Source organism: Nocardioides sp. AX2bis (genome assembly GCF_902506435.1).
In the GTDB taxonomy this organism is placed as follows: domain Bacteria; phylum Actinomycetota; class Actinomycetes; order Propionibacteriales; family Nocardioidaceae; genus Nocardioides.
Genome location: NZ_LR733215.1, coordinates 2,603,642 through 2,624,353 on the forward strand (window position 1 = coordinate 2,603,642; position 20,712 = coordinate 2,624,353).

Here is a 20,712-nt window from a genome sequence, read left to right on the forward strand (position 1 = left end):
GGGGGAGGCCACACCGGCGAGCCTACGCCCGCCGCGGGGCCGTGGTGCCGGAACCGCTCGGCCCGCGCTGTGACGTGGTCGGGCCGGAGAGGGGGACCTAGGGGGGTAGCCGCGAGCCCCCCGACCGGCGAACGTGGGCTGCAGCGAAGGCAGGTGCTGTGCCCCGACCCACCGGCCGCCCTGAACCCCGCGCACCCTCGTCCTCGAGTGGTGCGCCCGCGCCCGAGAGGTACGTCATGAGCCCACGCCCAGCCGCCGCGCCACCGGCACCGCTCGTCGTCGCGTCCGTGCCTGCCGACCACCCGTACGTCCGTCACCTCGCCGCACCGGACACCGTCCAGGACGCGTCCGTCGTCCGCCTGCCCGACCCGGACCCGGACCACCCCGACGACCCGACCCGCACCGCGCAGGGCCGCTGGTGGCCGCCGGCCATGCTGCGACCGGAGTGGGTGCCCGCGCGCGACGTCGACCTGCTGCACGTGCACTTCGGCTTCGACGACCGCACGCCGGCGCAGTTGCACGACCTCGTGACCGCCCTGCGCGACCGGCGCCGGGCGCTGGTGCTGACCGTCCACGACCTCCGCAACCCGCACCACACCGACCCCGCCCTCCTGATCGCCCAGCTCGACGTCCTCGTACCGGCCGCGGACGCGCTGCTGACCCTGACCGACGGCGCCGCGGACGAGGTCCTCGCCCGGTGGGGCCGGCGCCCCACCGTGGTGCCGCACCCGCACGTGGTCGACCTCGACGTCATGCGTCGGGTGCGCGCGGCCCGCGCCGGCACTCCCACCAGCACTCCCCGCGTCGGCGTCGCGGTCAAGGACCTCCGCGCCAACACCGACGTCCTGCGCCTGCTGCCGGCCCTGGAGGCCCTGGCGGGCGACGGGGTGCGTCCGGTGGTCAGCATCCACCGCGCCACCCACGACCAGCCCCGCGACGACCGCGCCGCGCGCCTGGTCGCCTCCCTCGACGCCGCCCACGCCCGCGGGACGATCGAGCTGGTCGTGCACGAGCCGCTGGACGACGCCGCCCTCTGGTCGGCGGTCGCCGGGCTCGACGCGATGGTCCTGCCCTACCGCTTCGGCACCCACTCCGGCTGGCTCGAGATGTGCCACGACCTCGGCACCTCGGTGGTCGCGCCCAGCACCGGCCACTACGCGACGCAGGGGGCCGACACGACGTACGCCGCCGAGGCGGACTTCCCCGACGGCGAGGGCGCGGACACCGCGTCCGTCGTGGCCGCGGTCCACCGCGCGCTCGCCGCCCGCGCGGCCGGGCTGCCCGGTCTGGACGCGGACGCCCGCCACGCCCAGCGCGTCGCCGTCGCGCGCACCCACGACGTCGTCTACCGCGACGCGGTCCGCTCCGCAGCCGCCCGTCCCGCCCGTCCCGCCCGCACCAGCGCGAGCGAGGGCGCCGCGTGACGGCGGTCGTGGCGGGCCCGCCGCCCACGAGCACCGTCGGCGGCGGGTCCGGACCACGGCTGCGCGTCGCCGTGATCGGGCCGGCCCGCTTCCCGCTGGTCGAGCCCTTCGCCGGCGGCCTCGAGGCCCACACCCACGCCCTCGTCGTCGGCCTGCGCCGCCGCGGCCACGCGGTCACCGTCTTCGCCGCCCCCGGCAGCGACCCCCGCCTGGCCGCTGTCGACCTCGCGGTCGACACCTTCGCCAGCAGCCCCGCGGCCCGCGCCGACGTCGGCGCGCCCCCGGAGCGCTGGATGCGCGAGCACCACGCGTACCTCGACCTCATGCTCGGCCTGCGCCGCCGCACCGGGCGCCGCTTCGACGTCGTCCACGACAACTCTTTGCACCACCTGCCGATCGCGATGGCCGACGTCCTCGACGAGCCCGTCGTCACCACGCTGCACACCCCGCCCGTGCCGTGGCTGGAGTCGGCCGCCGCGCTGGCCTCGGAGCGGCACCGGTTCGTCGCGGTCAGCGACGCCACCGCCCGCTCCTGGCGGCACGCCCTGCACGCCGAGGTCGTGCCCAACGCCGTCGACACCGAGGCCTGGTACGCCGGCCCGGGCGGCCGCCGCGCGCTCTGGTCGGGCCGCCTGGTGCCCGAGAAGGCGCCCCACGAGGCGGTGCTCGCGGCCCGCGCCGCCGGGGTGGCCATCGACCTGGCCGGACCGGTGCTCGACCGCGCCTACTTCGAGCAGCAGGTGCGCCCGCTGCTGGCCGAGGACGCCCGCTACCTCGGCCACCTCGGCCGGGCCGCGCTGCGCCACGTCGCCGCGCACTCCTGCGTGGCGGTGGTGACCCCCGCCTGGGAGGAGCCGTTCGGGCTGGTCGCGATCGAGGCGCTCTCCAGCGGCACCCCCGTCGCCGCCTACGCCCGGGGCGCGCTCCCGGAGATCCTCACCGACGGCGTCGGCGCCCTCGCCGAGCCGGGCGACGTCGCCTCCCTGGCCCGGGCGATCAGGACCGCGGCCCAGCTCGACCGGGGCGCGGCCCGCGAGCACGCGGTGCGGCACTACTCCCACGACGTCATGCTCGCCGCGTACGAGCGGGTCTACGCCCGCGCCGACCAGGGCGACCTGGTCGCGTGAGCACCGGGCGCCCCGTCACGATCGGCTACTACGTCCACCACCACGGCTCGGGCCACGCGCACCGCGCCACCGCCGTGGCCGGCGAGCTGCACCGCCGTGGTGCCCTGGTCACCGGGCTGTCGTCGGCACCCCGCCCGACCGGCTGGCCCGGGGAGTGGGTGGCGCTGGACCGCGACGACGACCCGGCCGTCGCCGACCCCGATGCGGTGGACGCCACGGCGCACGGACGGCTGCACTGGGTGCCACAGCACCACCGCGGCCTCGCCCGTCGTACGGCGCAGCTGTCGGCCTGGCTGGCCGACGCCGACCCCGACGTGGTGGTCACCGACGTCTCGCAGGAGGCGACCCTGCTGGCGCGCCTGCACGGCGTGCCCGTCGTCTCGGTCGTGCTGCCGGGCCGCCGCGACGACGCCGCCCACGCCCTGGGGCTCGGCGTCTCGGCCGAGGTCGTGTCGTTCTGGCCGCCCGCCGCGGACGGGATGTCGCCCGGGCTGCCCGACGACGTCGCGGCCCGGCTGCGACCGCTGGGCGGGCTGTCCCGCTTCGCGCCGGAACCGTCCCCGGTCGCGGGAGCAGCCTCGGGCTCGGTCGTGGTGCTCGCCGGGACCGGCGGCGGCTCCGAGGTCCTGCAGGAGGCCGCCGCCCGCGGCGCCGCCGCGGCGCCGGACCTGGCGTGGCGGGTGCTCGGACCGGGGTCGTGGAGCACCGACCCGTGGGCCGAGATCCGGGCCGCCGACGTGGTGGTCACCGCGGCCGGCCAGAACTCGCTGGCCGAGGTCGCGGCCGCCCGCGTCCCCGCCGTGGTCGTCCCGCAGGACCGCCCGCACGACGAGCAGCGCACGACCGGCCGCGTCCTGGCCGGTGACGCCTGGCCGGCCCTGGTCGTCGACGACCCGGCCACCGCCGACTGGGCGGACCTCGTACGACGCGCGGCCCGCCTCGACGGCGGCCGCTGGGCGGCCTGGGTCGACGGCGGCGCCGCCGCCCGGATGGCCGACGTCGTCCTCACGGCCGGGGTGCGGCCGTGAGCACCGCCGTCGTCACGATCGTCCACGGCCGGGCCGCGCACCTGCGCCGCCAGCACGCCTCGCTCCTGGCCGACCCGCCCGACCACTGGGTCGTGGTGGCGATGGACGACCCGTCCGTCGCCGGGTGGCGCCCCGACCGGCTCGTCCCCGACGTGGTCGAGGTCGACCGCGACCCCCTCGGGCTGCCGCTCGCGGCGGCCCGCAACGCCGGCGCCCGGCGCGCCCGCGAGCTCGGCGCCGACGTGCTCGTGCACCTCGACGTCGACTGCCTGGCCGGCGACGGCCTGGTGACGGCGTACGCCGCGGCCGTCCGCTCCCGGCCCGGCCGCGTGTGGTGCGGCCCGGTCACCTACCTCCCCCCGGCCCCGCCGGAAGGCTACGACCTGGCTCGTCTGCCCGAGGCCGACGCGCCCCACCCCGCCCGGCCGGCACCGGCCCCGGGCGCGCAGGAGGACTCCGAGGACTGGGACCTGTTCTGGTCGCTGTCCTTCGCGCTGGCCGCCGACGACCTCGCCGCGCTCGGCGGCTTCTGCGAGGAGTACGTCGGGTACGGCGGCGAGGACACCGACGCCGCCCAGCTCGCGCGCCGCACCGGGCTCGGGCTGACCTGGCTCGGCGGCGCCCGGGCGTACCACCAGCACCACCCGGTCAGCAGCCCGCCGGTCGAGCACGTCGCCGACATCGTGCGCAACGCCCACCTCTTCCACCGCCGGTGGGGCTGGTGGCCGATGGCCGGCTGGCTGGAGGCGCTCAGCGAGCGCGGGCTGGTCCGGCTCGGACCCGACGGCTGGGAGCTGGTCGGGTGAGCGCCCTGGTCGGCACGGCCGCCCGTACCCCCGCCGAGCGGGCGCACTACGGCGACTTCTACGACGGCCCGCCCGCGCCCGGCGAGGGCGTCCCGCTGCTCGCGGTGATGGGCAACTGCCAGGCGGAGTCGCTGCGGCTGGTGCTCGAGGACGACGACGTGCGCACGGTCCGGCTGCCCGCGATCCACGAGCTCGGCCCCGGCGACCTGGCACCGCTGCACCGGCTGCTCCCGCGGCTCGACCTGCTGGTGAGCCAGCCGGTGGGCGCCGACTACCGCGGGCTCCCGCTGGGCACCGCCCAGCTGCTCGAGCGGGCCCGCCCCGACCTGCGGCACGTGCTGGTGCCGCCGGTGCGGCACGCCGGGCCGTACCCCTGCCACCTGGTCGTGCACCCGCCCGGCCTGGCCGACCCCGACCCGCCGCTGGTGGCCTACCACGACGTGCGCACCGCCGTCCGCGCCGCGTGGCTGCGCGCCGGGCGCACCCCGCCGCCGGTGGGCGCCGCCCTCGGGCCGGCGCCCGACGCCGCGACGGTGGCCGCGGTCTGCGCGGACTCGCAGGCCCAGCTGGCCCTGCGCGAGACCCGGCACGGCACGGTGGTCGCCCACGACCTCCTGCTCGCCCCGACCTTCGCGCACCTGCGCACGGTCAACCACCCCGGCAACGCCCTGCTGGAGCCGCTGGGACGGCGGGTCCGCGCGGCGCTGGGCCTGGCCGACCGCCCGACCCGGATCGCCCGGCCGCTGCTGGACCACGTCCACGCACCGCGCGAGGCCTCGGTCGCCGCCGTGCTCGACCCGGGCGAGCCGGCGCGCGACCACTGGCTGCTGGGTGGGGTTGCGGTGCCCGTCGCGGAGGTCGAGGCCGCGCACCTGGCCTGGTACGCCACCCGCCCCGACGTGCTCGACGTCGTCCTGGACCGCTCGGTCGCGCTGTGCGGGCTGCTCGGGCTCGAGCTCCCGGGGGGTGCGTCGTGAGCGCGCCACCGGTCCACCTCCTCCCCGACCTGCCCGGCCACGGCGTCACGCTGCACGCCTCGCAGGTCGCTGCGGCGGTCGGGGCGGACACCCTCGACCTGACCGCGCTGCTGGACCTCGCGCCCCAGCCGGTGCACGTGCACGTCACCGACCGCCTGCTCGGTGCCACCGGCGAGGAGACCTCCGCCCGGCTGGTCGCGCTCGGCCGGCGCCAGCCGATGACGGTCACGCTGCACGACGTCCCGCAGCCCGGCGACGGACCGGTCTTCGCGCGGCGCGTGCCCGCGTACGCCGCCGTCCTCGCCGCCGCCCGCGGCTGGGTGGTCAGCTCCGAGCACGAGCGGGCGCTGGTGCGACGCCACCTCGCCCCGACCGACGACGGCGCCGTGGTGCCGCTGCCGGTGATGCCGCTGCCGGTGCCGGACGGCGCCGGCCCGCGGACGTGCCCGGCCGACGGGCCGCTGGTCGTCGGCGTCCTCGGCTGGGTCTACCCCGGCAAGGGCCACGACGAGGTGCTGCGCGCCTGCGCCGGGGTCCGCCGCGACCGGTCGGGTCCGGTCGTCCTGCGTGCCCTCGGCCGGGTCGCCGCCGGCCACGACCACCTGCTCGACGAGCTCGCCGCGCTGGCCGCCGACCTCGACGTCGGGCTCGAGGTGAGCGGCTGGGTCGCCGACGCGGACCTGCCGGCGGCGCTGACCGACGTCGACGTCCCGGTCGCCGCCCACCACCACGTCTCGGCGTCGGGGTCGATGAACAGCTGGGTGGCGGCGCGGCGTCGGCCGCTGGTCACCGACGGGACGTACGCCCGGGAGATGGCCGCGCTGCGCCCCGGCACGCTGACCCTCGTCGACGACGACCTCGCCGCCGCGCTGGCCCGGGCTGCGGCCGACCCGGCGGGCACCTGGCTCGCCCCCGGAGTCGGTCTGGCACCGGGCCTGGACGAGGTCGCGGCGGCGTACCGCGCGTGGTGGTCGCGGTGAGGGGCCGCACCGTCCCCGGCAACCGCTGGGACCTGCTGGCCGACGTTCCCGCGCCGCCCCCGAGGGTGACCGTGGTCGTCACGCACTACCAGCAGCCCCGCGAGCTGGCGCGGACCCTGCGCGCGCTGGCCCGCCAGGACCACCCGGCCGACCTGCTGCAGGTGGTGGTCGCCGACGACGGCTCGTCCGAGCCGCCGCGGGTGCCCGCCGGGGTCATGGTGGTCACGCACGTCCACGACGGGTTCGGGGCCGCGAAGGCGCGCAACCGCGGCGCCGCGGCGGCGACCGGCGACGTCCTGGTCTTCCTCGACGCCGACACCACGCCGGAGCCCGGGTACGTCTCCCGCGTCGCCCGCCTGCCCGGCCTGGCCCCCGAGGTCGTCACCACCGGACGGCGCCGGCACGCCGACCTGTCGGGAGTGCCGACCGACGCCGACGTCGAGGTCGCGGGTCCCGCGCACGAGCTGGCCTCCCCCACCTGGCTGCGCGACGAGCTGGCGTGGAGCAGGGACCTGCTCGACGCCGACGAGACCTCGCTGCGCCTGGTGCTCGGCGCGGTCGTGTCCTGCTCGGCGGCGATGTTCGCGGCGGCCGGCGGCTTCGACGAGACCTTCGACCGGTACGGCGGGGAGGACTGGGAGTGGGCGCACCGCGCCTGGACCCACGGCGCGCTGCTGGCACACGTGCCCGAGGCGGTGGCCTGGCACGACGGCCCCGACCGCGCCGAGCGGCCCGGCTGGGGCACCGAGGGCGAGGGACGGGAGCGGCTGCTGGCCGAGACCCTCGCCGTCGGCGCCCGGATCCCCGCGCCGGGCCTGGGCCCGGCCGGTCTGTCCCCCGACGGCGCGGCCGACCCGCTGGTCACCCTCGACGCCGGGCTCGGCGGCGACGCCCTGGTGGTGGCGGTCGACAGCCTGCTGGCCGCCCTCCCCCGCGCCCGGGTGCTCGCCATGCCGGAGCAGCACGCGCTGCTGCTCGGCGACCACCGCGTGGTGGTGCACCCCGCCGGGGCCGACCACCTCGCGGCGGCACCCGCCCGGACCGCGTGGCGCCGCCTGCACCTGCACGCCGCGGTCAGCGGGCCGCCCGCGGCCTGGACCGAGCACGCCGACCTGCTGCGGGGCGCCGACGCCGCGGGGCACGTCGCGGTGACCCGCGGCGGGGCTCCGCTCGTGACGTGGTCGACGCTGCGCGCCGAGCGCCGCGCCGCGCGGTGGGGACGCGAGGACCTGCACCCCCGGCTCGCCCGCCCGGCCTCGGGGCTGACGGTGGTCGGCGGCGACGTGACCGTCCAGGCGCGCTGGGGCGGTTGGCGCTGACGGCGCCGACGAAAGAACGTACACAGCCCGTCGCCGGCCCGACCTGCCCGCCGACGGCGCCGCATCGTCGCAGGTCAGCCGGGTGTGTCTCCGGGCGCGCTCACGGCGGGACGGCTTGTGTACGTTCTTTCGTCGGCATCCGCCTGGTCGTCCCGCGTAGTGATCGCGCGACGCTCGGATGGGGCGGCCCGCTGACCTGCAGCGACGCGAGCAGCCCGGGCCGTGGCTCCACCTTCACTACGCAGGACGACCGGCCTCGGTGAGGATGGGGGCGTGATCGTCACCTTCGACCTGTTCAGCGCCCTCACCGACACGCGCACCGGAGCCTCCCGCACAATCGGCGCGATCGCCCGGCGGCGCGGGTGGTCCCAGACCGGCGAGGAGCTCTACGACCGGTGGGACGCCTGCAACAAGGCGGCCCAGCGCACCGCCGAGCACCCGACCTCGTTCCGCGACGTCTCGCTCGACGCGCTGGCGGAGGCCTACGGCGCGCTCGGCGTCGACCCCGCGCTCGCCGGCGCCGACCTCGGGGAGCTGCACGCCGGTGTCGGCGACTGGCCGCTGTGGCCCGACGTCGCCGCCGCCGTCGCGGCGGTCGCCGAGCAGGCGCGGGTGGGCCTGCTGTCCAACGTCGACGACGACCTGGCCCGGTTGACCCGGGCACACGCGCTCGTCGACCCGACCCTCGTCCTGAGCTCGCAGCGGCTCGGCGCCTTCAAGCCCGACCCGCGGATCTACGCCGCCGCCGTCGACGCGGCGGCACCCGACCGGCTGGTGCACGTGGCGGCGTCGGCCCGCGACGTGCGCGGCGCGCTCGAGGCCGGGATCGACGTCGTCCGCCTGGTCCGTCCGGGCCACGCCGTCGACCCCGACGGCCCCGCCCCCGCGCACGAGGTCACCGACGCCGCCGACCTGCCGTCGGTCCTGCGCGACCTGACGGCCGGGCGGGGATAGCCGGGGACTATCCCCGCGGCGGGCTCGGTTGTGCCGACCATCGACGTCACCGACCGAGGAGTACCCATGAACAGCACCCCCGCCACCGGCCCCGCCACGACCACCGCCTGGGTGGCCCGCGGCGGCCGCGGGCCCGACGACGAGGACGCCTTCACCGAGACCACGGTCGAGGTGCCCGCGCCCGAGGGCCACGACCTGCGGGTACGGGTGGCCGCGGTGTCGGTGAACCCGGTCGACACCAAGGTCCACGCCGGCCTGGCCGAGGGGACGCAGCAGCTCGGCTGGGACGCCTCCGGCGTGGTCGAGTCGGTCGGGTCCGAGGTGACCCGCTTCGCCCCCGGCGACGAGGTCTACTACGCCGGTGACCTGACCCGGCCGGGCACCGACGCCGGGCTGCACCTGGTCGACGAGCGGGTCGTCGGTCGCAAGCCGGCCACGCTCGACCACGCCCAGGCGGCCTCGTTGCCGCTGACCGCGATCACCGCGTGGGAGACGCTCTTCGACCGGTTCGGCCTGGCTGCCGACAGCACCGGCACGCTGCTCGTGGTCGGCGGCGCCGGCGGCGTCGGGTCGGTGCTGGTCCAGCTCGCCCGGCAGCTGACCGGCCTCACCGTCGTGGCGACCGCGGGCCGCGAGGAGAGCCGGGCCTGGGTGGAGGGCCTCGGCGCGCACCACGTCGTCGACCGCCGCGACCTCGTGGCCGCGGTGGGGGAGGTCGCCCCGGACGGGGTCGACCTCGTCTTCACCGCCCACTCGGCCGGCAACGTCGAGGCCTTCGCCGAGGTGCTGCGGCCCTTCGGCGAGGTCGTGGCGATCGACGACCCCGAGCAGCTCGACCTGCTGCCGCTCAAGGGCAAGTCCATCGCGTGGCACTGGGAGCTGATGTTCACCCGCTCGATGCAGGGCACCGCCGACCTCGTCGAGCAGGGCCGGCTGCTGGACCGGGTCGCGGACCTGGTCGACGACGGCACGCTGCGCCACACCGCGACCACGGTCGTCGAGGGTCTCGACGCCACCACGCTGCGGGAGGCCCACCGCCGGCTCGCGTCCGGCTCGACGATCGGCAAGGTCGTCCTCACGCTCCGCGGCTGACCCCTCGGGGACGCAGCGAGGCCCCCGTCGCGGACGACGGGGGCCTCGGTGGGCGTACGAGGTGCGTCAGTTCGTGTACTGCTGGTTGAGCTCCTGCTCGCACTTGTCGATCGCGGACTGACCGCCACCGTTGTCCTCGACGCACTGGGTGATGTCGCTGACGAGGCCCCCGACGAACAGCCCGATCGCCGCGGCGAGGACCAGGCCGAGGATGCCGAGCACGATGCCGCTGATCGCGAAGCCCTTGCCCCCGTGGGTCGGCTTCTTGGACTGGACCAGCGCGACGATGCCGAGGATGACGGCGACCAGGCTGAGGATGGCGCCGAAGACGATGAGACTGCCGAAGAGTCCCAAGATGCCGAGGACCAGCGCCGCGATGGCCAGGCCCTTCTTCAGCTTGGCCGGCTGACCGCCGTACTGCTGGTTGCCGTACTGGTTGGACTGCGGCGGCTGGTTGCCGTACTGGTTGGGCTGGTTGCCGTACGGGTTCGGCTGGCCCGGCTGGTTCGGGTTGTTGCCGTAGGGGCTCTCGGGAGGGGGCTGGGTCATGGCAGGGACTCCTTGCAGTGGGGGAAGACGGGCCTGGGGTGGTCAGCGCTTGCGGTGCGGGTCGCGCAGCATCCGTACCCCGGCCCACGCGGCCAGCGGGACCGCGAGCACCAGGACGAGCAGGACGAGCCAGGTCGTGGTGGACATGGCGGCACCGTACTAAGGGCTCACCCCCCTTCCGGGTCCCCTCGGCGCCCCGGCGCGTCCCGGGGGCGAGCAGCGTCCGGCGTGCGGGGCCGAGGCGGAGGTAACGTGACGGCGCTCACCACCCGCCTCGGAGGAGACCGCCATGTCCACGTCCACCACCTCGCGACCGCCCGGGGACGCCGCGCCACAGCCGCGCCGCGCCGACCGCGCCACCCCGCGCTCGATCGCCGTCTGGGTCCTCGTCGCCCTCGTCGGCGCCACCTGCTGGGTCGTCCTGGCCCTGAGCCGCGGTGAGTCCGTCTCGGCGCTGTGGATCCTGTTCGCGGCGCTCTCGTCGTACCTGATCGCCTACCGCTTCTACGCCCGCTTCATCGCGCGGCGGGTGCTGCGGCTCGACGACACCCGGGCCACCCCGGCCGAGCGGCTGGAGAACGGCACCGACTTCGAGGTCACCGACCGCCGCGTGCTCTTCGGGCACCACTTCGCCGCGATCGCCGGCGCCGGTCCCCTGGTCGGGCCGGTGCTGGCCGCCCAGATGGGCTACCTGCCCGGCACGATCTGGATCGTCGTGGGCGTGATCGCCGCCGGCGCGGTGCAGGACATGGTCGTGCTGTTCTTCTCGATGCGCCGCGACGGCAAGTCGCTGGGTCAGATGGTGCGCGAGGAGATCGGCGTGGTCGGCGGCACCGCCGCCCTGATCGCGGTCTTCGCGATCATGATCATCCTGCTCGCGGTGCTGGCGCTGGTCGTCGTCAACGCCCTGGCCGAGTCGCCCTGGGGCGTGTTCTCGATCGGGCTGACCATCCCGATCGCACTGCTGATGGGCTTCTACCTGCGCTTCTGGCGTCCCGGCAAGGTCCTCGAGGTCACCGGGATCGGCGTCGTGCTGCTGCTCGCCGCGATCGTCGGCGGCGGCTACGTCGAGAACAGCGCGCTGGGCGACACCCTCACCCTCTCGCCCGAGACGCTGACGATCGCGCTGGTGCTCTACGGCTTCGTCGCCTCGATCCTCCCGGTCTGGATGCTGCTGACCCCCCGCGACTACCTGTCGACGTTCATGAAGATCGGCGTGATCCTGCTGCTCGCCGTCGGGCTCGTGCTGGCGCGCCCGGTGCTGGAGAACCAGGCCGTCACCGAGTTCGCCTCGAGCGGCGAGGGCCCGGTCTTCGCCGGGTCGCTCTTCCCGTTCCTGTTCATCACCATCGCCTGCGGCGCGCTGTCCGGCTTCCACGCCCTGATCGGCTCCGGGACCACGCCGAAGATGCTGGCCAAGGAGAACCAGGTCCGGATGATCGGCTACGGCGGCATGCTGATGGAGTCCTTCGTGGCCATCTCCGCGCTGATCGCGGCGAGCGTCATCGACCAGGGCCTCTACTTCGCCATCAACTCGCCGGCCGCCGCGACCGGAGGCACGATCCAGGGGGCCACGGACTTCGTCAACGGCCTCGGCTTCACCCTCACCCCGGAGACGCTCCAGGCCGCCACGGCGGCGGTCGAGGAGGACCTGGTCTCCCGCACCGGCGGCGCCCCGACCCTGGCCCTCGGCATCTCCCAGATCTTCACCTCCGCCTTCGGCGGCGGGCTGGCGGCGTTCTGGTACCACTTCGCGATCATGTTCGAGGCGCTGTTCATCCTCACCGCCGTCGACGCCGGCACCCGGGTGGGCCGCTTCATGCTCCAGGACACCGTCGGCAACGTCTGGAAGCGCTTCGGCGACACCTCGTGGAAGCCCGCGTCGTGGACGGCCTCGGCCGTCGTGGTCGCCTGCTGGGGCTACATGCTCTACGTCGGGGTGACCGACCCGCTGGGCGGCATCAACCAGCTGTTCCCGCTGTTCGGCATCGCCAACCAGCTGCTGGCCGCGATCGCGCTGACCCTGTGCGTGACGCTGTTCCTCAAGCACGGCTGGCTGAAGTGGGTCTGGGTGCCCGGCATCCCGCTGGTCTGGGACCTCGTGGTCACGATGACCGCGAGCTACCAGAAGGTCTTCTCCGACAACCCGCTCATCGGCTACTTCGCCCAGGCCGACCGCTACCGCGCGGCGCGGGACGCCGGCGAGGTGCTGGCCCCGGCCACCGACGCGAGCCAGATGGACACCGTCATCTTCAACTCCACGGTCAACGGCGTCCTCCAGGCCAGCTTCGCCCTGCTGGTGCTGGTGATCCTGGCCAACGCCGTGCTGATCTGGGTGCGCGCCATCAGCCGCGGGTCGCTGCCGACCACCGAGGTCCCGGCCCAGCCCTCGCAGCTGGTCGCCCCGGCCGACTTCATCGCCACCGCGGAGGAGAAGGACGCCGTGCGCGCCTGGGACGAGCGGCAGCGCGACGGCGTGGGGTCGCGCCGGTGAGCGCCGCGTCGGCCCGGACCACGACGGGCCCGGGGCCCGTACGCCGGGCGCTGGCGGGCGTCCGCTGGTACGCCCGGGAGCTCAGCGGCGAGGCGAAGTGGGACGACTACCTCGCCCGCTGCTCCCGGGAGGGCACCGAGCCGATGACCCGCCGCGCCTTCGAGCGCCACCGCGACCACCTGCGGGAGGGTGCGACCCAGGGGCGGTGCTGCTGACCCCCGCCCGCCCTGCGTGACGTGCTGCAGCCCCCGCCGGTCGGCGGGGGCTGCTGTCGTACGGGCGCGATTGCGCGGTTCCTGCAGGTTCTGGTCGGGCGGATCAGTCACAACTCCGCCATTGCGGAGCTGTGGCGTCAGCCCGCGGCGTACGCCCCGACCATCCCGCGGTGCATGACCCGGTCGCCGACCACGCCGGCGTGGTCGGCGCGGTGGAGGACGGCAGCGTTGTCCCAGATGACGACGTCGCCGGGCGCCCAGGCGTGGTCCAGGGTGTTGTCGGGGCGCGTGGAGTGCGCGAGCAGGGCCGCGACGGTCTCCTCGGTCTCCGCCGGCGTCATCCCGCTGATCGCCGAGCAGCGCTTCGGGCTGGTCAGGTAGAGCGCCGGGCGGCCGGTGACCGGGTGCGGACGGAAGACCGGGTGGTCGGCGGCGGCCTCGTCGTCCGGGCCCAGGTCGACGCCGGTCACGACGTGGGTGATCGTGCGGCCCTCGAGCCGCTCACGCAGCTCGTCCGGCAGCGTCTCGTAGGCGCGGTACTGGTTGGTGAACTGCGTCGCGCCGCCGGCCGCGGGGATGCTGACCGCCCGGAGCGCGGTGTACGCCGGGGGCTGCGCGACGTAGGAGGTGTCGACGTGGAAGTTGCTCACCGGCGCCGTCTCGCGCCCGACGTTGCTGATCAGGTTCAGGTCGGGGTAGCCCGGCAGCGGCGTCTCGCCCGTGGTGAAGGTGAGCTCGCCGAAGCCCTGGAGGAAGGCGAGGAACGCGTCGTCGTCGATCTCCTGGCCGGGCAGCACCGCCACGCCGTGCTCGGCGAGCAGCGCGCGCAGGCTCGCCCAGAGGTCGGCGTCGGGGCGGGACAGGTCGACGTCGGTGACGCGGACGCCGACGGGCTCGAGGATCTCGGTCTGCATGGTCACTCCTGGGATCGGGGGCGGGCGGCAGGGCTGGCAGCAGGGCGGGCGGCGGGGCTGGCGAGGGCGTCGTCGACGGCGAGCGCGAACAGCCGGTCAAGGTCGATGCCGGCGGCGCCGGCCATCACGGCCACGACGCTGGTGCGGGCGTAGGAGCAGTAGAGGCCGGCCTCGAGGAAGTACGGCTCCCCGACGGGGTCGACCCGGAAGTCGAACAGGCCGTAGTGCCGGCAGCCGAGCGCGTCGTAGCAGCGCAGCGCCGCCTCCTGCACGCGCGCGACGACGGGGTCGTCGTCGGCCACGATCCAGGCGTGCTCGGCGTCCTTGGCGACCAGGCCGAGCTCGCCGTCCTCGGCGCGCCGCAGCTTGTCGGCCTCGTCGCGGATCGGCTTGGTGGTGGCGTCCACGGCGTACTCCTCCAGCGGCAGCGCCACCAGCTCGCCGTCGACGTCGACGACGCCGCAGCGGACCTCGCGGCCGAGCTCGACGTAGGCCTCGACCAGCGCCCGCCGGGCACCGACGGCATGCGCGCAGGCGGCCTCGACGGCGGCCGGGAGGTCGGCGCTGTCGCGCACGAGCGTCACGCCGAGGGAGTTGTCGGCGTCGACCGGCTTGACGACGACGGGCAGCTCGAGGGTGACCTCGTCGCCGGGCCGCACGACCTGGGAGGCCGGCACCCGGACGCCACGCGCGCCGACCACGGCCGAGGCGCGCGCCTTGTCGGCGCCCACCGCCATCACGTCGGGGGTGTTGCCGAGGTACGGCACGCCGAGCAGGTCGAAGAGCGCGCGGTAGTGGGTCATCCCGGCCACGCAGAACATCTGCGGGACCATCACGTCGGGCGCGATCGCGGCGATGCGGGCGACGGCACCGGGCAGGTCGACCGGCTCCGCGGCGTCGATCGCGGCGGCGGACAGGTCGGTCGGGAAGCGCCACCGGCCGTCGGGCGTCACGTAGGCGACGTGGAACTCGTACCGCTCCCCCGCCGTGGCCTCGAGGCAGTCCGCGGCGTAGAGCCGCGAGACGTCGGCGTAGAAGTCGCTGGTCGAGGAGCCCGCGAGGTGCAGCACGGTGGTGGTCACGTCAGTCCCCTGCCGGCTCGACGAGCTTGCCGATGTTGAGGTCGATCTTCAGCCAGGGCCGGAGCCGGACCAGGTTGCCCAGCAGCAGCGCCGGCACGTGCACGTGGTGCAGCCACCAGAACGGCACCGGGTCGGCGGCGTCGAAGACCGCGTCGCGCCCGCCGCGCAGGGTGCGCAGCCGCGCCGGCAGCGACCGCGGGTGCCGCAGGCCGAGGTAGAGCTCGTGGTAGGTCCAGTACGTCGGGCGCGCGCCGACCGGCTCCAGCGCGGGCGCGCCGACCGGGGCGTCCTCGAGGTACGCCGCGGCGAGCCCCGGGTGGCCGTCGAGGAGCGTGATCGCGGAGTGCGTGCGCGGGTTGCACTCGATCGCGCGCACGACGCCCCCGGCGTCCTCGATGAAGTCCAGCGAGACCTGGCCGGTGAACCCCTCGCCCTGCGCGGCCACGAAGGTCTCGACCCACTCCCGGATGCCGGGGTGGTCGACGTGGTCGTAGGTCAGCTGCCAGGCCGAGGACCGGCAGCACACGTGCACCCGGAGCCGGCCGTCGCGAACGGTGCCGTGGGTGCAGTACTCCGTGCCCTCGACGAACTCCTGCAGGATCCAGGGCTGCTCGGGCGAGATGGGCAGCGAGCGCACGAACGCCTCGGTCTCCGCGCGGGTCGGTCGGGGCAGCAGGGTGAGGTCGAGGCGGCGCACGGGGTCGTACGGGATGGACTTGAGGATGTAGGGCCGCGGCCGGTCCTCGAGGTCGAGGTCGATCACCTGCTGCGGGTCGGTGATCCGGTGCGAGTCCGGCACGGCCAGCCCGGCGGCGACCGCGGCCTCGGCGAAGGACGCCTTGTCGTCGACCATCCGCAGGTCGGCGGGGCCGAGGTGGACGACCTCGCAGCCGACCGCCTCCAGCGCGTCCTTGGTGTCGGCGTCGGCCACGCTCGAGGCGGGGCTGCAGACCGGGACGTAGACGTCGGCGCCCTCGCTGCGGGCCACCTCGACCAGGGCGGCGGGGTACGCCGGGTCGGTCTCGTGCGGCACGACCCGGAAGGCGTCGACGGCCCGGGAGAACCGGTGGGCGGTCAGGCGGTAGCGGCCGGACTCGACCAGCACGACGCGGTGGCCGGCGGCGTGGAAGGCGCGGGCCAGGACCAGGGACTTCGACATCTTGCCGCCGCTGACCAGGACCGTGCGGCGCTCCGCGGCCGGGGAGGGCTCCACGCGGCGGCGGCGCAGGAGGGCCGCAGCGGTGACGACGGAGTCGACCGGGAGCGTGGCCTGGAGCAGCGCCAGCGCACCCGCGGTCCGGCCCAGCGTGCGTGCGGCCGTCCTCACCTCCACGCTCACACCCGTCGCAGCAGGGTGACGCCGTCACGCAGCGGCACCAGCACCTGCTCGACCCGCGGGTCGGCGGCCACACGCTCGTTGAACGACGCGACCGCGCGGCCGTTGGCCGAGCCCGGCCCCTCGGCCCACGGCTCGCCCTGGAGCAGGGTGTTGTCGACGCAGACCACGCCGCCGTCGGCGAGCAGCCCCTCGTCGTCGGGGCCGGTGCCGAGCACGGCGTCGAGGTAGGCGGCGTACCCGGGCTTGTCGGCGTCGATGAAGACCATGTCGAAGAGCTCGCCGGCGTCGGAGAGCCGGACCAGGGTGTCGGCGGCGGGGCCGACCTCGACGGTGATCCGCTCGCCGGCGGTGGACGAGGCGAAGCACTCCTGCGCGAAGGCCGCCGTCGCCGGGTCGAGCTCGCACGCCACGACGTCGCCGCCCTCCCCCACGGCCTCGGCCATGGCCAGCGCGGAGTAGCCGGTGAACATGCCGACCTCGAGCACGCGGCGGGCCCTCGTGGCGTGCACCAGGAAGGCCAGGAAGCGGCCCTCGACGTGGCCCGAGAGCATCTCCTGCTCGAGCACGAGCCCGGCCTGCTCGGTACGCGTGCCCCAGTCGGCCCTGCGGGTCCGTGTCTCGAGCGCCGCGAGGGCCGGCGAGGCCGGGCTGGTCACCGCGGCGACGTACGGGTCGAGACCGGCGACCAGCGAGGTCGCCCGGGCCAGGTCGGCCCGGACGTCGTCGTCGATGCCGTCGACCCCGGACAGACGCCGCTCGACCCGCTCCAGCAGGTCGGCCGCGATGCCCAGCGGCGTGACCGGGCGCGGGTCAGGCACTGGCGGCCTCGGGCAGCTCGGGGACGCGCGGGCCGACCTTCTCGCTCGAGGTGTACTGGTCGACGCCCTCGCCGCCGCGCGGGTAGCCCGCCGCGACGCGCTTGTGCTCGGCCAGGATCGTGGCCAGCTCCTCGACGGTGAGGTCGTTGACGAAGTGGCAGGTGCCGATCGGGCGCGGCACGGCCGCGCGCAGCTTGCCGTCACGGGTCTGCAGGATCGAGGCCGTGGCGCGCTCGATCAGCTCGGCGGTGAAGTACGGGCTGTCGATGGCCAGGCCGAGCTGGCTGAAGAGGCCCAGCACGCGGTCGCGGTCGGCGGTGGTGATGTAGCCGCGCTGCTCGGCGATGGTGGCCGAGAACGCCATGTCGACCGCGATCGCGTGGCCGTGGAAGAGCGGCGGCTCGGGCGTCAGCTCGAGCGTGGGGCTCCAGGTGTGGCCGTAGGCGATGACGCGGTCGAGGTCGAGCTCGTGCAGGTTCGGCACCTCGAGCTCGAGCATGGTGTGGATCGCGTCGTAGGTGATCGAGTCGGAGACCTCGCGCAGGTGCTCGGCGCCCTCGGCGTACCCGAAGGCGCTGTGGAGCAGCTCGTCGCCGTACTTCTCCAGCGACTCGAAGATGCCGGCGTGGGAGACGGTCGCGATCTTGATGATCTCGGCGATGCCGTTGCGGACCTGGTCGATCGGCAGCGTCTGCAGCAGCGAGAAGTCCAGGAAGACCTTCTTCGAGGCGTGGTAGGCGCCGAGGCGGTTCTTGAACTTGCCGTGGTTGGCGCCGACCTTGATCGAGACGCTGGCGTCGATCAGCCCGATCAGGGTGGTCGGGATCCGCACGTAGTCGGTGGTGCGCTTGTAGGAGGCGCACGCGAACCCGGCCACGTCGGTGGTGAGGCCGCCGCCGACGACGAGGACCTGCTCCTTGCGGAGCAGGCCGAAGTCGCTGAAGGAGTCGACGATGTCCTCCAGCGTCCGCAGCGACTTCGCGGTCTCGGCGATCCGGACCTCGACGACGGTGAGGTCGATGCCGTGGTGGTCGAAGTACGCCTGCGCGCGCTCGCCGTGGAGGGCCTGGACCTGCTCGTCGACCACCATCAGGCAGCGGCCGAAGGAGCGGAACGTGTCGGCGAGCTCGGGGCGGGCGGGGTCGAACACGTGGGGCGTGAGCAGCAGCGAGTAGTCGATCTTCTCGTAGGCCTCCACGTGGAAGGCGTTCTCGGTGGCCTCGAGCCGGGCCTGGGGGTCGCTCATGATGATCTCCTGTGGCCCACACGGGCCGGACGGGTGCGGTGGAGCAGTGCGGTGGGGCGGCAGGGGTACATCAGGGGGTCGTGCTGTCGGGGGCGTAGGGGGCGGCGACGCTCAGGAGGCGTCGAGGTACTCCTGGAGGTCGACCAGCGTGAGCTGCTCGAGCCTCCCGGCGGCCCCCGAGAAGTCGTGGCCGGCGGTGTTCTCGTTGGGGAAGGCCACCGAGGGGACCCCGGCGGCGTTCGCGGCCTGGATGCCGCCGACGTTGTCCTCGATCGCAACACAGGCGCCCGGCTCCTCGCCGAGCTGCTCCAGGGCGTAGCGGTAGGCGGCCGGGTCCGGCTTGGAGGTCTCGACCTGGGTCGCGTCGACGACGAGGTCCAGCGCGGACAGGTCGACGTGGGCGGCCAGCGCGCGGGCGAGGGCGTCGATGTTGTCGCGGGAGGTGGTGGTGACCAGGGCGACCTTGGTGCCGGCCTCCTGGGCCTGGCGGATCGTCTCGACGACGCCGTCGCGCGGGGCGATGTCGGCCTCGGCCAGCGCGGCCTGGAACAGCTCGGACTTCGTGGCGTGCACGGCGGCGGCGTCGACGTCCTCGCCGCGCTCGCGGGCGTAGTCGGCGACGCGGTCCTTGCCGCCGTTGCCCTGGAGCAGCCCGCGGTACTCCTCCTGGCCCCACTCCCAGTCGAGGCCGTGCTGGGCGAAGGCCCGGTTGAAGGCGTCGCGCTGGATCTCGGAGGTGTCGGCGACCGTGCTGATGGAGCCGAGGAGGAGGGCGGTCATGAGGGTCCTGTCGTCGCGTGGGAAGGGGGGCGCGGCGGCGGGGCCCCAGACGGGACCACCGGGCTGCGGCGCGATGACGACCCTGCCAGGGCCCCCCAGGGCGGGGACCCTCCGCACGGGTGGGGCCGGGCGCTCGGATGAACGAATGGTGAACGTGGGCCGAACGCGGCATGATCCACCGGGTGCTCCCGTCCCCGCTTCTCCTCGTCGCGTGGCGGTTGACGGTCGCCGCGAGCGGGCTGCTCGGCGTGGTGCTGGCCGCCCAGGTCTACGACGTCTGGTGGACGGCGCTGTCGCAGCTGGCCAACCTCGCGGTCGCGGGGACGTACGCCGCCCTGGCGGTGCTGGCCGCCGCCGGGCGCGACACCGGCCGCTCCTGGCTCCCCGGCGCCCTCGCGGCCACGATGTGCCTGGTGGCGCTGGCCTACCTGCCGCAGCAGAACGGCAACCTGCTCACGGCGTGGTCGCTGCTCGAGCACGTCGTCACGCCTGTCCTCGTCGTCCTCGACTACGTGCTCGGCCGTCGGCGCGCGGCCGCGCGGTGGTGGCACCCGCTGACCTGGACGATCGCGCCGCTGGCCTACCTCGCCTGGTACGTCTCCGCCGACCTCGCCGTCTACGACGCCCTCGACCCGGGCCGGCCGCTGGTGATGACCGGGCAGGTCGTCGTGCTGGGCGCGGTCCTGGTGGGCTGCGGGTACGCGCTCGTGGCGACGGGGCGCCGTACGGTGGTGGCGTGAAGAGCGTCTGCGTGTTCTCGGGGTCGGCGTCGGGACGGCGACCGGAGTACGCCGCCGCGGCGACCGCGCTGGGCGGCGAGCTGGCGGCCCGCGGGCTGCGCCTGGTGTACGGCGGGGCCCGCGTCGGCCTGATGGGCGCCGTCGCCGACGGGGCGCTGGCCGGTGGCGGCGAGGTGGTCGGCGTCATCCCCCAGGGCCTGGCCGACCGTGAGGTCGCCCACGACGGCCTGGCCGACCTGCGCGTCGTCGGCAGCATGCACGAGCGCAAGGCGCTGATGACCGAGCTGTCCGACGGCGTCGTCGCGCTCCCCGGCGGCCTGGGCACCCTCGACGAGCTCTTCGAGTCCCTCACCTGGGCCCAGCTCGGCCTGCACGGGCTGGAGCGCAAGCCGGTCGGGCTGCTGGACACCGGGGCGTACTGGTCCCCGCTCCTCGCCCTCGTCGAGCACACCGTGGACGAGGGCTTCGTGGGCCGCGACCGCCTCGACCACCTCCTCCGCGCCGACGACCCCGCCGCCCTCCTCGACCTGATGGCCGCCCGCGCCTGACGGGGTGGCGGTCGAGGAGCGAGCGCCAGCTCCGGTGGTCGAGGAGCGAGCGCAAGCCCCGGTGGTCGAGGAGCCAGCGCAAGCCCCGGTGGTCGAGGAGCCAGCGCAAGCCCCGGTGGTCGAGGAGCGAGCGCAGCGAGCATCACGAGACCAGGACCGGTGGTCGAGGAGCGAGCGCAGCGAGCATCACGAGACCAGGACCGGTGGTCGAGGAGCGAGCGCAGCGAGCATCACGAGACCAGGACCGGCGGTCGAGGAGCGAGCGCAGCGAGCATCACGA

Annotated in this window: 20 protein-coding genes; 13 read left to right on the forward strand and 7 right to left on the reverse strand. The window is 75.3% G+C overall.

Annotated elements, in window-relative coordinates; genetic code table 11:
- Window positions 1-236: 236 nt before the first annotated feature.
- The 9 genes from GV155_RS12450 (at window position 237) to GV155_RS12490 (ending at window position 9,707) form a co-directional block, all read left to right on the forward strand.
- The gene (locus tag GV155_RS12450; RefSeq protein WP_201300156.1) at window positions 237-1,424 is read left to right on the forward strand and encodes a glycosyltransferase family 1 protein; all 1,188 of its coding nucleotides are present in this window, start codon (window positions 237-239) and stop codon (window positions 1,422-1,424) included.
- A complete protein-coding gene (locus tag GV155_RS12455; RefSeq protein WP_201300157.1) occupies window positions 1,421-2,551 on the forward strand; it encodes a glycosyltransferase in 1,131 nt (376 codons plus the stop codon). The genes GV155_RS12450 and GV155_RS12455 overlap by 4 nt, the downstream gene beginning before the upstream one ends.
- A complete protein-coding gene (locus tag GV155_RS12460) occupies window positions 2,548-3,579 on the forward strand; it encodes a glycosyltransferase (protein WP_160008370.1) in 1,032 nt (343 codons plus the stop codon). The genes GV155_RS12455 and GV155_RS12460 overlap by 4 nt, the downstream gene beginning before the upstream one ends.
- Window positions 3,576-4,385 carry a glycosyltransferase family 2 protein gene (locus GV155_RS12465; RefSeq protein ID WP_160008372.1) on the forward strand — a complete coding sequence of 270 codons (810 nt, stop codon included), beginning with the start codon at window positions 3,576-3,578 and terminating at the stop codon, window positions 4,383-4,385. The genes GV155_RS12460 and GV155_RS12465 overlap by 4 nt, the downstream gene beginning before the upstream one ends.
- The gene (locus GV155_RS12470; protein WP_160008374.1) at window positions 4,382-5,362 is read left to right on the forward strand and encodes a WcbI family polysaccharide biosynthesis putative acetyltransferase; all 981 of its coding nucleotides are present in this window, start codon (window positions 4,382-4,384) and stop codon (window positions 5,360-5,362) included. Before GV155_RS12465 ends, GV155_RS12470 begins: the two co-directional genes overlap by 4 nt.
- Window positions 5,359-6,342 carry a hypothetical protein gene (locus tag GV155_RS12475; RefSeq protein ID WP_160008376.1) on the forward strand — a complete coding sequence of 328 codons (984 nt, stop codon included), beginning with the start codon at window positions 5,359-5,361 and terminating at the stop codon, window positions 6,340-6,342. The genes GV155_RS12470 and GV155_RS12475 overlap by 4 nt, the downstream gene beginning before the upstream one ends.
- A complete protein-coding gene (locus tag GV155_RS12480) occupies window positions 6,339-7,661 on the forward strand; it encodes a glycosyltransferase (RefSeq protein WP_201300158.1) in 1,323 nt (440 codons plus the stop codon). The genes GV155_RS12475 and GV155_RS12480 overlap by 4 nt, the downstream gene beginning before the upstream one ends.
- A gap of 273 nt (window positions 7,662-7,934) precedes the next feature.
- A complete protein-coding gene (locus tag GV155_RS12485; protein WP_160008380.1) occupies window positions 7,935-8,615 on the forward strand; it encodes an HAD-IA family hydrolase in 681 nt (226 codons plus the stop codon).
- 66 nt (window positions 8,616-8,681) lie between these two features.
- Entirely contained in the window at window positions 8,682-9,707 is a 1,026-nt protein-coding gene (locus GV155_RS12490; RefSeq protein ID WP_160008382.1) for a zinc-binding alcohol dehydrogenase family protein, read from the forward strand.
- A 66-nt stretch (window positions 9,708-9,773) separates the two neighbouring features.
- On the opposite strand, the gene GV155_RS12495 is transcribed toward GV155_RS12490, so the two are convergent.
- Complete coding sequence (locus GV155_RS12495; protein WP_160008384.1) at window positions 9,774-10,256, reverse strand: DUF4190 domain-containing protein; 483 nt, start codon at window positions 10,254-10,256, stop codon at window positions 9,774-9,776.
- A gap of 289 nt (window positions 10,257-10,545) precedes the next feature.
- On the opposite strand from GV155_RS12495, the gene GV155_RS12500 reads away from it, so the two are divergent.
- Window positions 10,546-12,750, forward strand: a complete 2,205-nt coding sequence (locus tag GV155_RS12500) for a carbon starvation CstA family protein (RefSeq protein WP_160008386.1) — start codon at window positions 10,546-10,548, stop codon at window positions 12,748-12,750.
- Window positions 12,747-12,965 carry a YbdD/YjiX family protein gene (locus tag GV155_RS12505; RefSeq protein WP_160008388.1) on the forward strand — a complete coding sequence of 73 codons (219 nt, stop codon included), beginning with the start codon at window positions 12,747-12,749 and terminating at the stop codon, window positions 12,963-12,965. The genes GV155_RS12500 and GV155_RS12505 overlap by 4 nt, the downstream gene beginning before the upstream one ends.
- Window positions 12,966-13,102: 137 nt before the next feature.
- Here GV155_RS12505 and GV155_RS12510 read toward each other — a convergent pair whose 3' ends face one another.
- The 6 genes from GV155_RS12510 to GV155_RS12535 form a co-directional block, all read right to left on the reverse strand.
- A complete protein-coding gene (locus GV155_RS12510; protein WP_160008390.1) occupies window positions 13,103-13,879 on the reverse strand; it encodes a TauD/TfdA dioxygenase family protein in 777 nt (258 codons plus the stop codon).
- Window positions 13,880-13,881: 2 nt separating this feature from the next.
- On the reverse strand, window positions 13,882-14,961 hold the full coding sequence (locus GV155_RS12515) for a D-alanine--D-alanine ligase family protein (protein WP_160008392.1): 1,080 nt from the start codon (window positions 14,959-14,961) through the stop codon (window positions 13,882-13,884).
- Between the two features lies 1 nt (window position 14,962).
- Window positions 14,963-16,294: a hypothetical protein gene (locus tag GV155_RS12520; protein WP_201300159.1), complete on the reverse strand. Its 1,332-nt coding sequence runs from the start codon at window positions 16,292-16,294 to the stop codon at window positions 14,963-14,965.
- Between the two features lie 2 nt (window positions 16,295-16,296).
- Window positions 16,297-17,118, reverse strand: a complete 822-nt coding sequence (locus GV155_RS12525; protein WP_201300160.1) for an O-methyltransferase — start codon at window positions 17,116-17,118, stop codon at window positions 16,297-16,299.
- Window positions 17,111-18,364: a sedoheptulose 7-phosphate cyclase gene (locus GV155_RS12530; protein ID WP_160008396.1), complete on the reverse strand. Its 1,254-nt coding sequence runs from the start codon at window positions 18,362-18,364 to the stop codon at window positions 17,111-17,113. The genes GV155_RS12525 and GV155_RS12530 overlap by 8 nt, the downstream gene beginning before the upstream one ends.
- Before the next feature lie 111 nt (window positions 18,365-18,475).
- Window positions 18,476-19,144 carry an HAD family hydrolase gene (locus tag GV155_RS12535; protein ID WP_160008398.1) on the reverse strand — a complete coding sequence of 223 codons (669 nt, stop codon included), beginning with the start codon at window positions 19,142-19,144 and terminating at the stop codon, window positions 18,476-18,478.
- Between the two features lie 182 nt (window positions 19,145-19,326).
- Here GV155_RS12535 and GV155_RS20760 point away from each other — a divergent pair, with 182 nt between their 5' ends.
- Together GV155_RS20760 and GV155_RS20765 are read left to right on the forward strand one after the other, a co-directional pair.
- Complete coding sequence (locus GV155_RS20760; protein ID WP_236554297.1) at window positions 19,327-19,884, forward strand: hypothetical protein; 558 nt, start codon at window positions 19,327-19,329, stop codon at window positions 19,882-19,884.
- Entirely contained in the window at window positions 19,881-20,432 is a 552-nt protein-coding gene (locus tag GV155_RS20765) for a TIGR00730 family Rossman fold protein (RefSeq protein ID WP_236554298.1), read from the forward strand. The genes GV155_RS20760 and GV155_RS20765 overlap by 4 nt, the downstream gene beginning before the upstream one ends.
- Window positions 20,433-20,712: the final 280 nt, after the last annotated feature.

Coding starts and splice junctions, on each gene's coding strand:
- GV155_RS12450 (WP_201300156.1), top strand. CDS start 237: ATGAGCCCACGCCCAGCCGCCGCGCCACCGGCACCGCTCGTCGTCGCG.
- GV155_RS12490 (WP_160008382.1), top strand. CDS start 8,682: ATGAACAGCACCCCCGCCACCGGCCCCGCCACGACCACCGCCTGGGTG.
- GV155_RS12495 (WP_160008384.1), bottom strand. CDS start 10,256: ATGACCCAGCCCCCTCCCGAGAGCCCCTACGGCAACAACCCGAACCAG.
- GV155_RS12500 (WP_160008386.1), top strand. CDS start 10,546: ATGTCCACGTCCACCACCTCGCGACCGCCCGGGGACGCCGCGCCACAG.
- GV155_RS12510 (WP_160008390.1), bottom strand. CDS start 13,879: ATGCAGACCGAGATCCTCGAGCCCGTCGGCGTCCGCGTCACCGACGTC.
- GV155_RS12530 (WP_160008396.1), bottom strand. CDS start 18,364: ATGAGCGACCCCCAGGCCCGGCTCGAGGCCACCGAGAACGCCTTCCAC.
- GV155_RS12535 (WP_160008398.1), bottom strand. CDS start 19,144: ATGACCGCCCTCCTCCTCGGCTCCATCAGCACGGTCGCCGACACCTCC.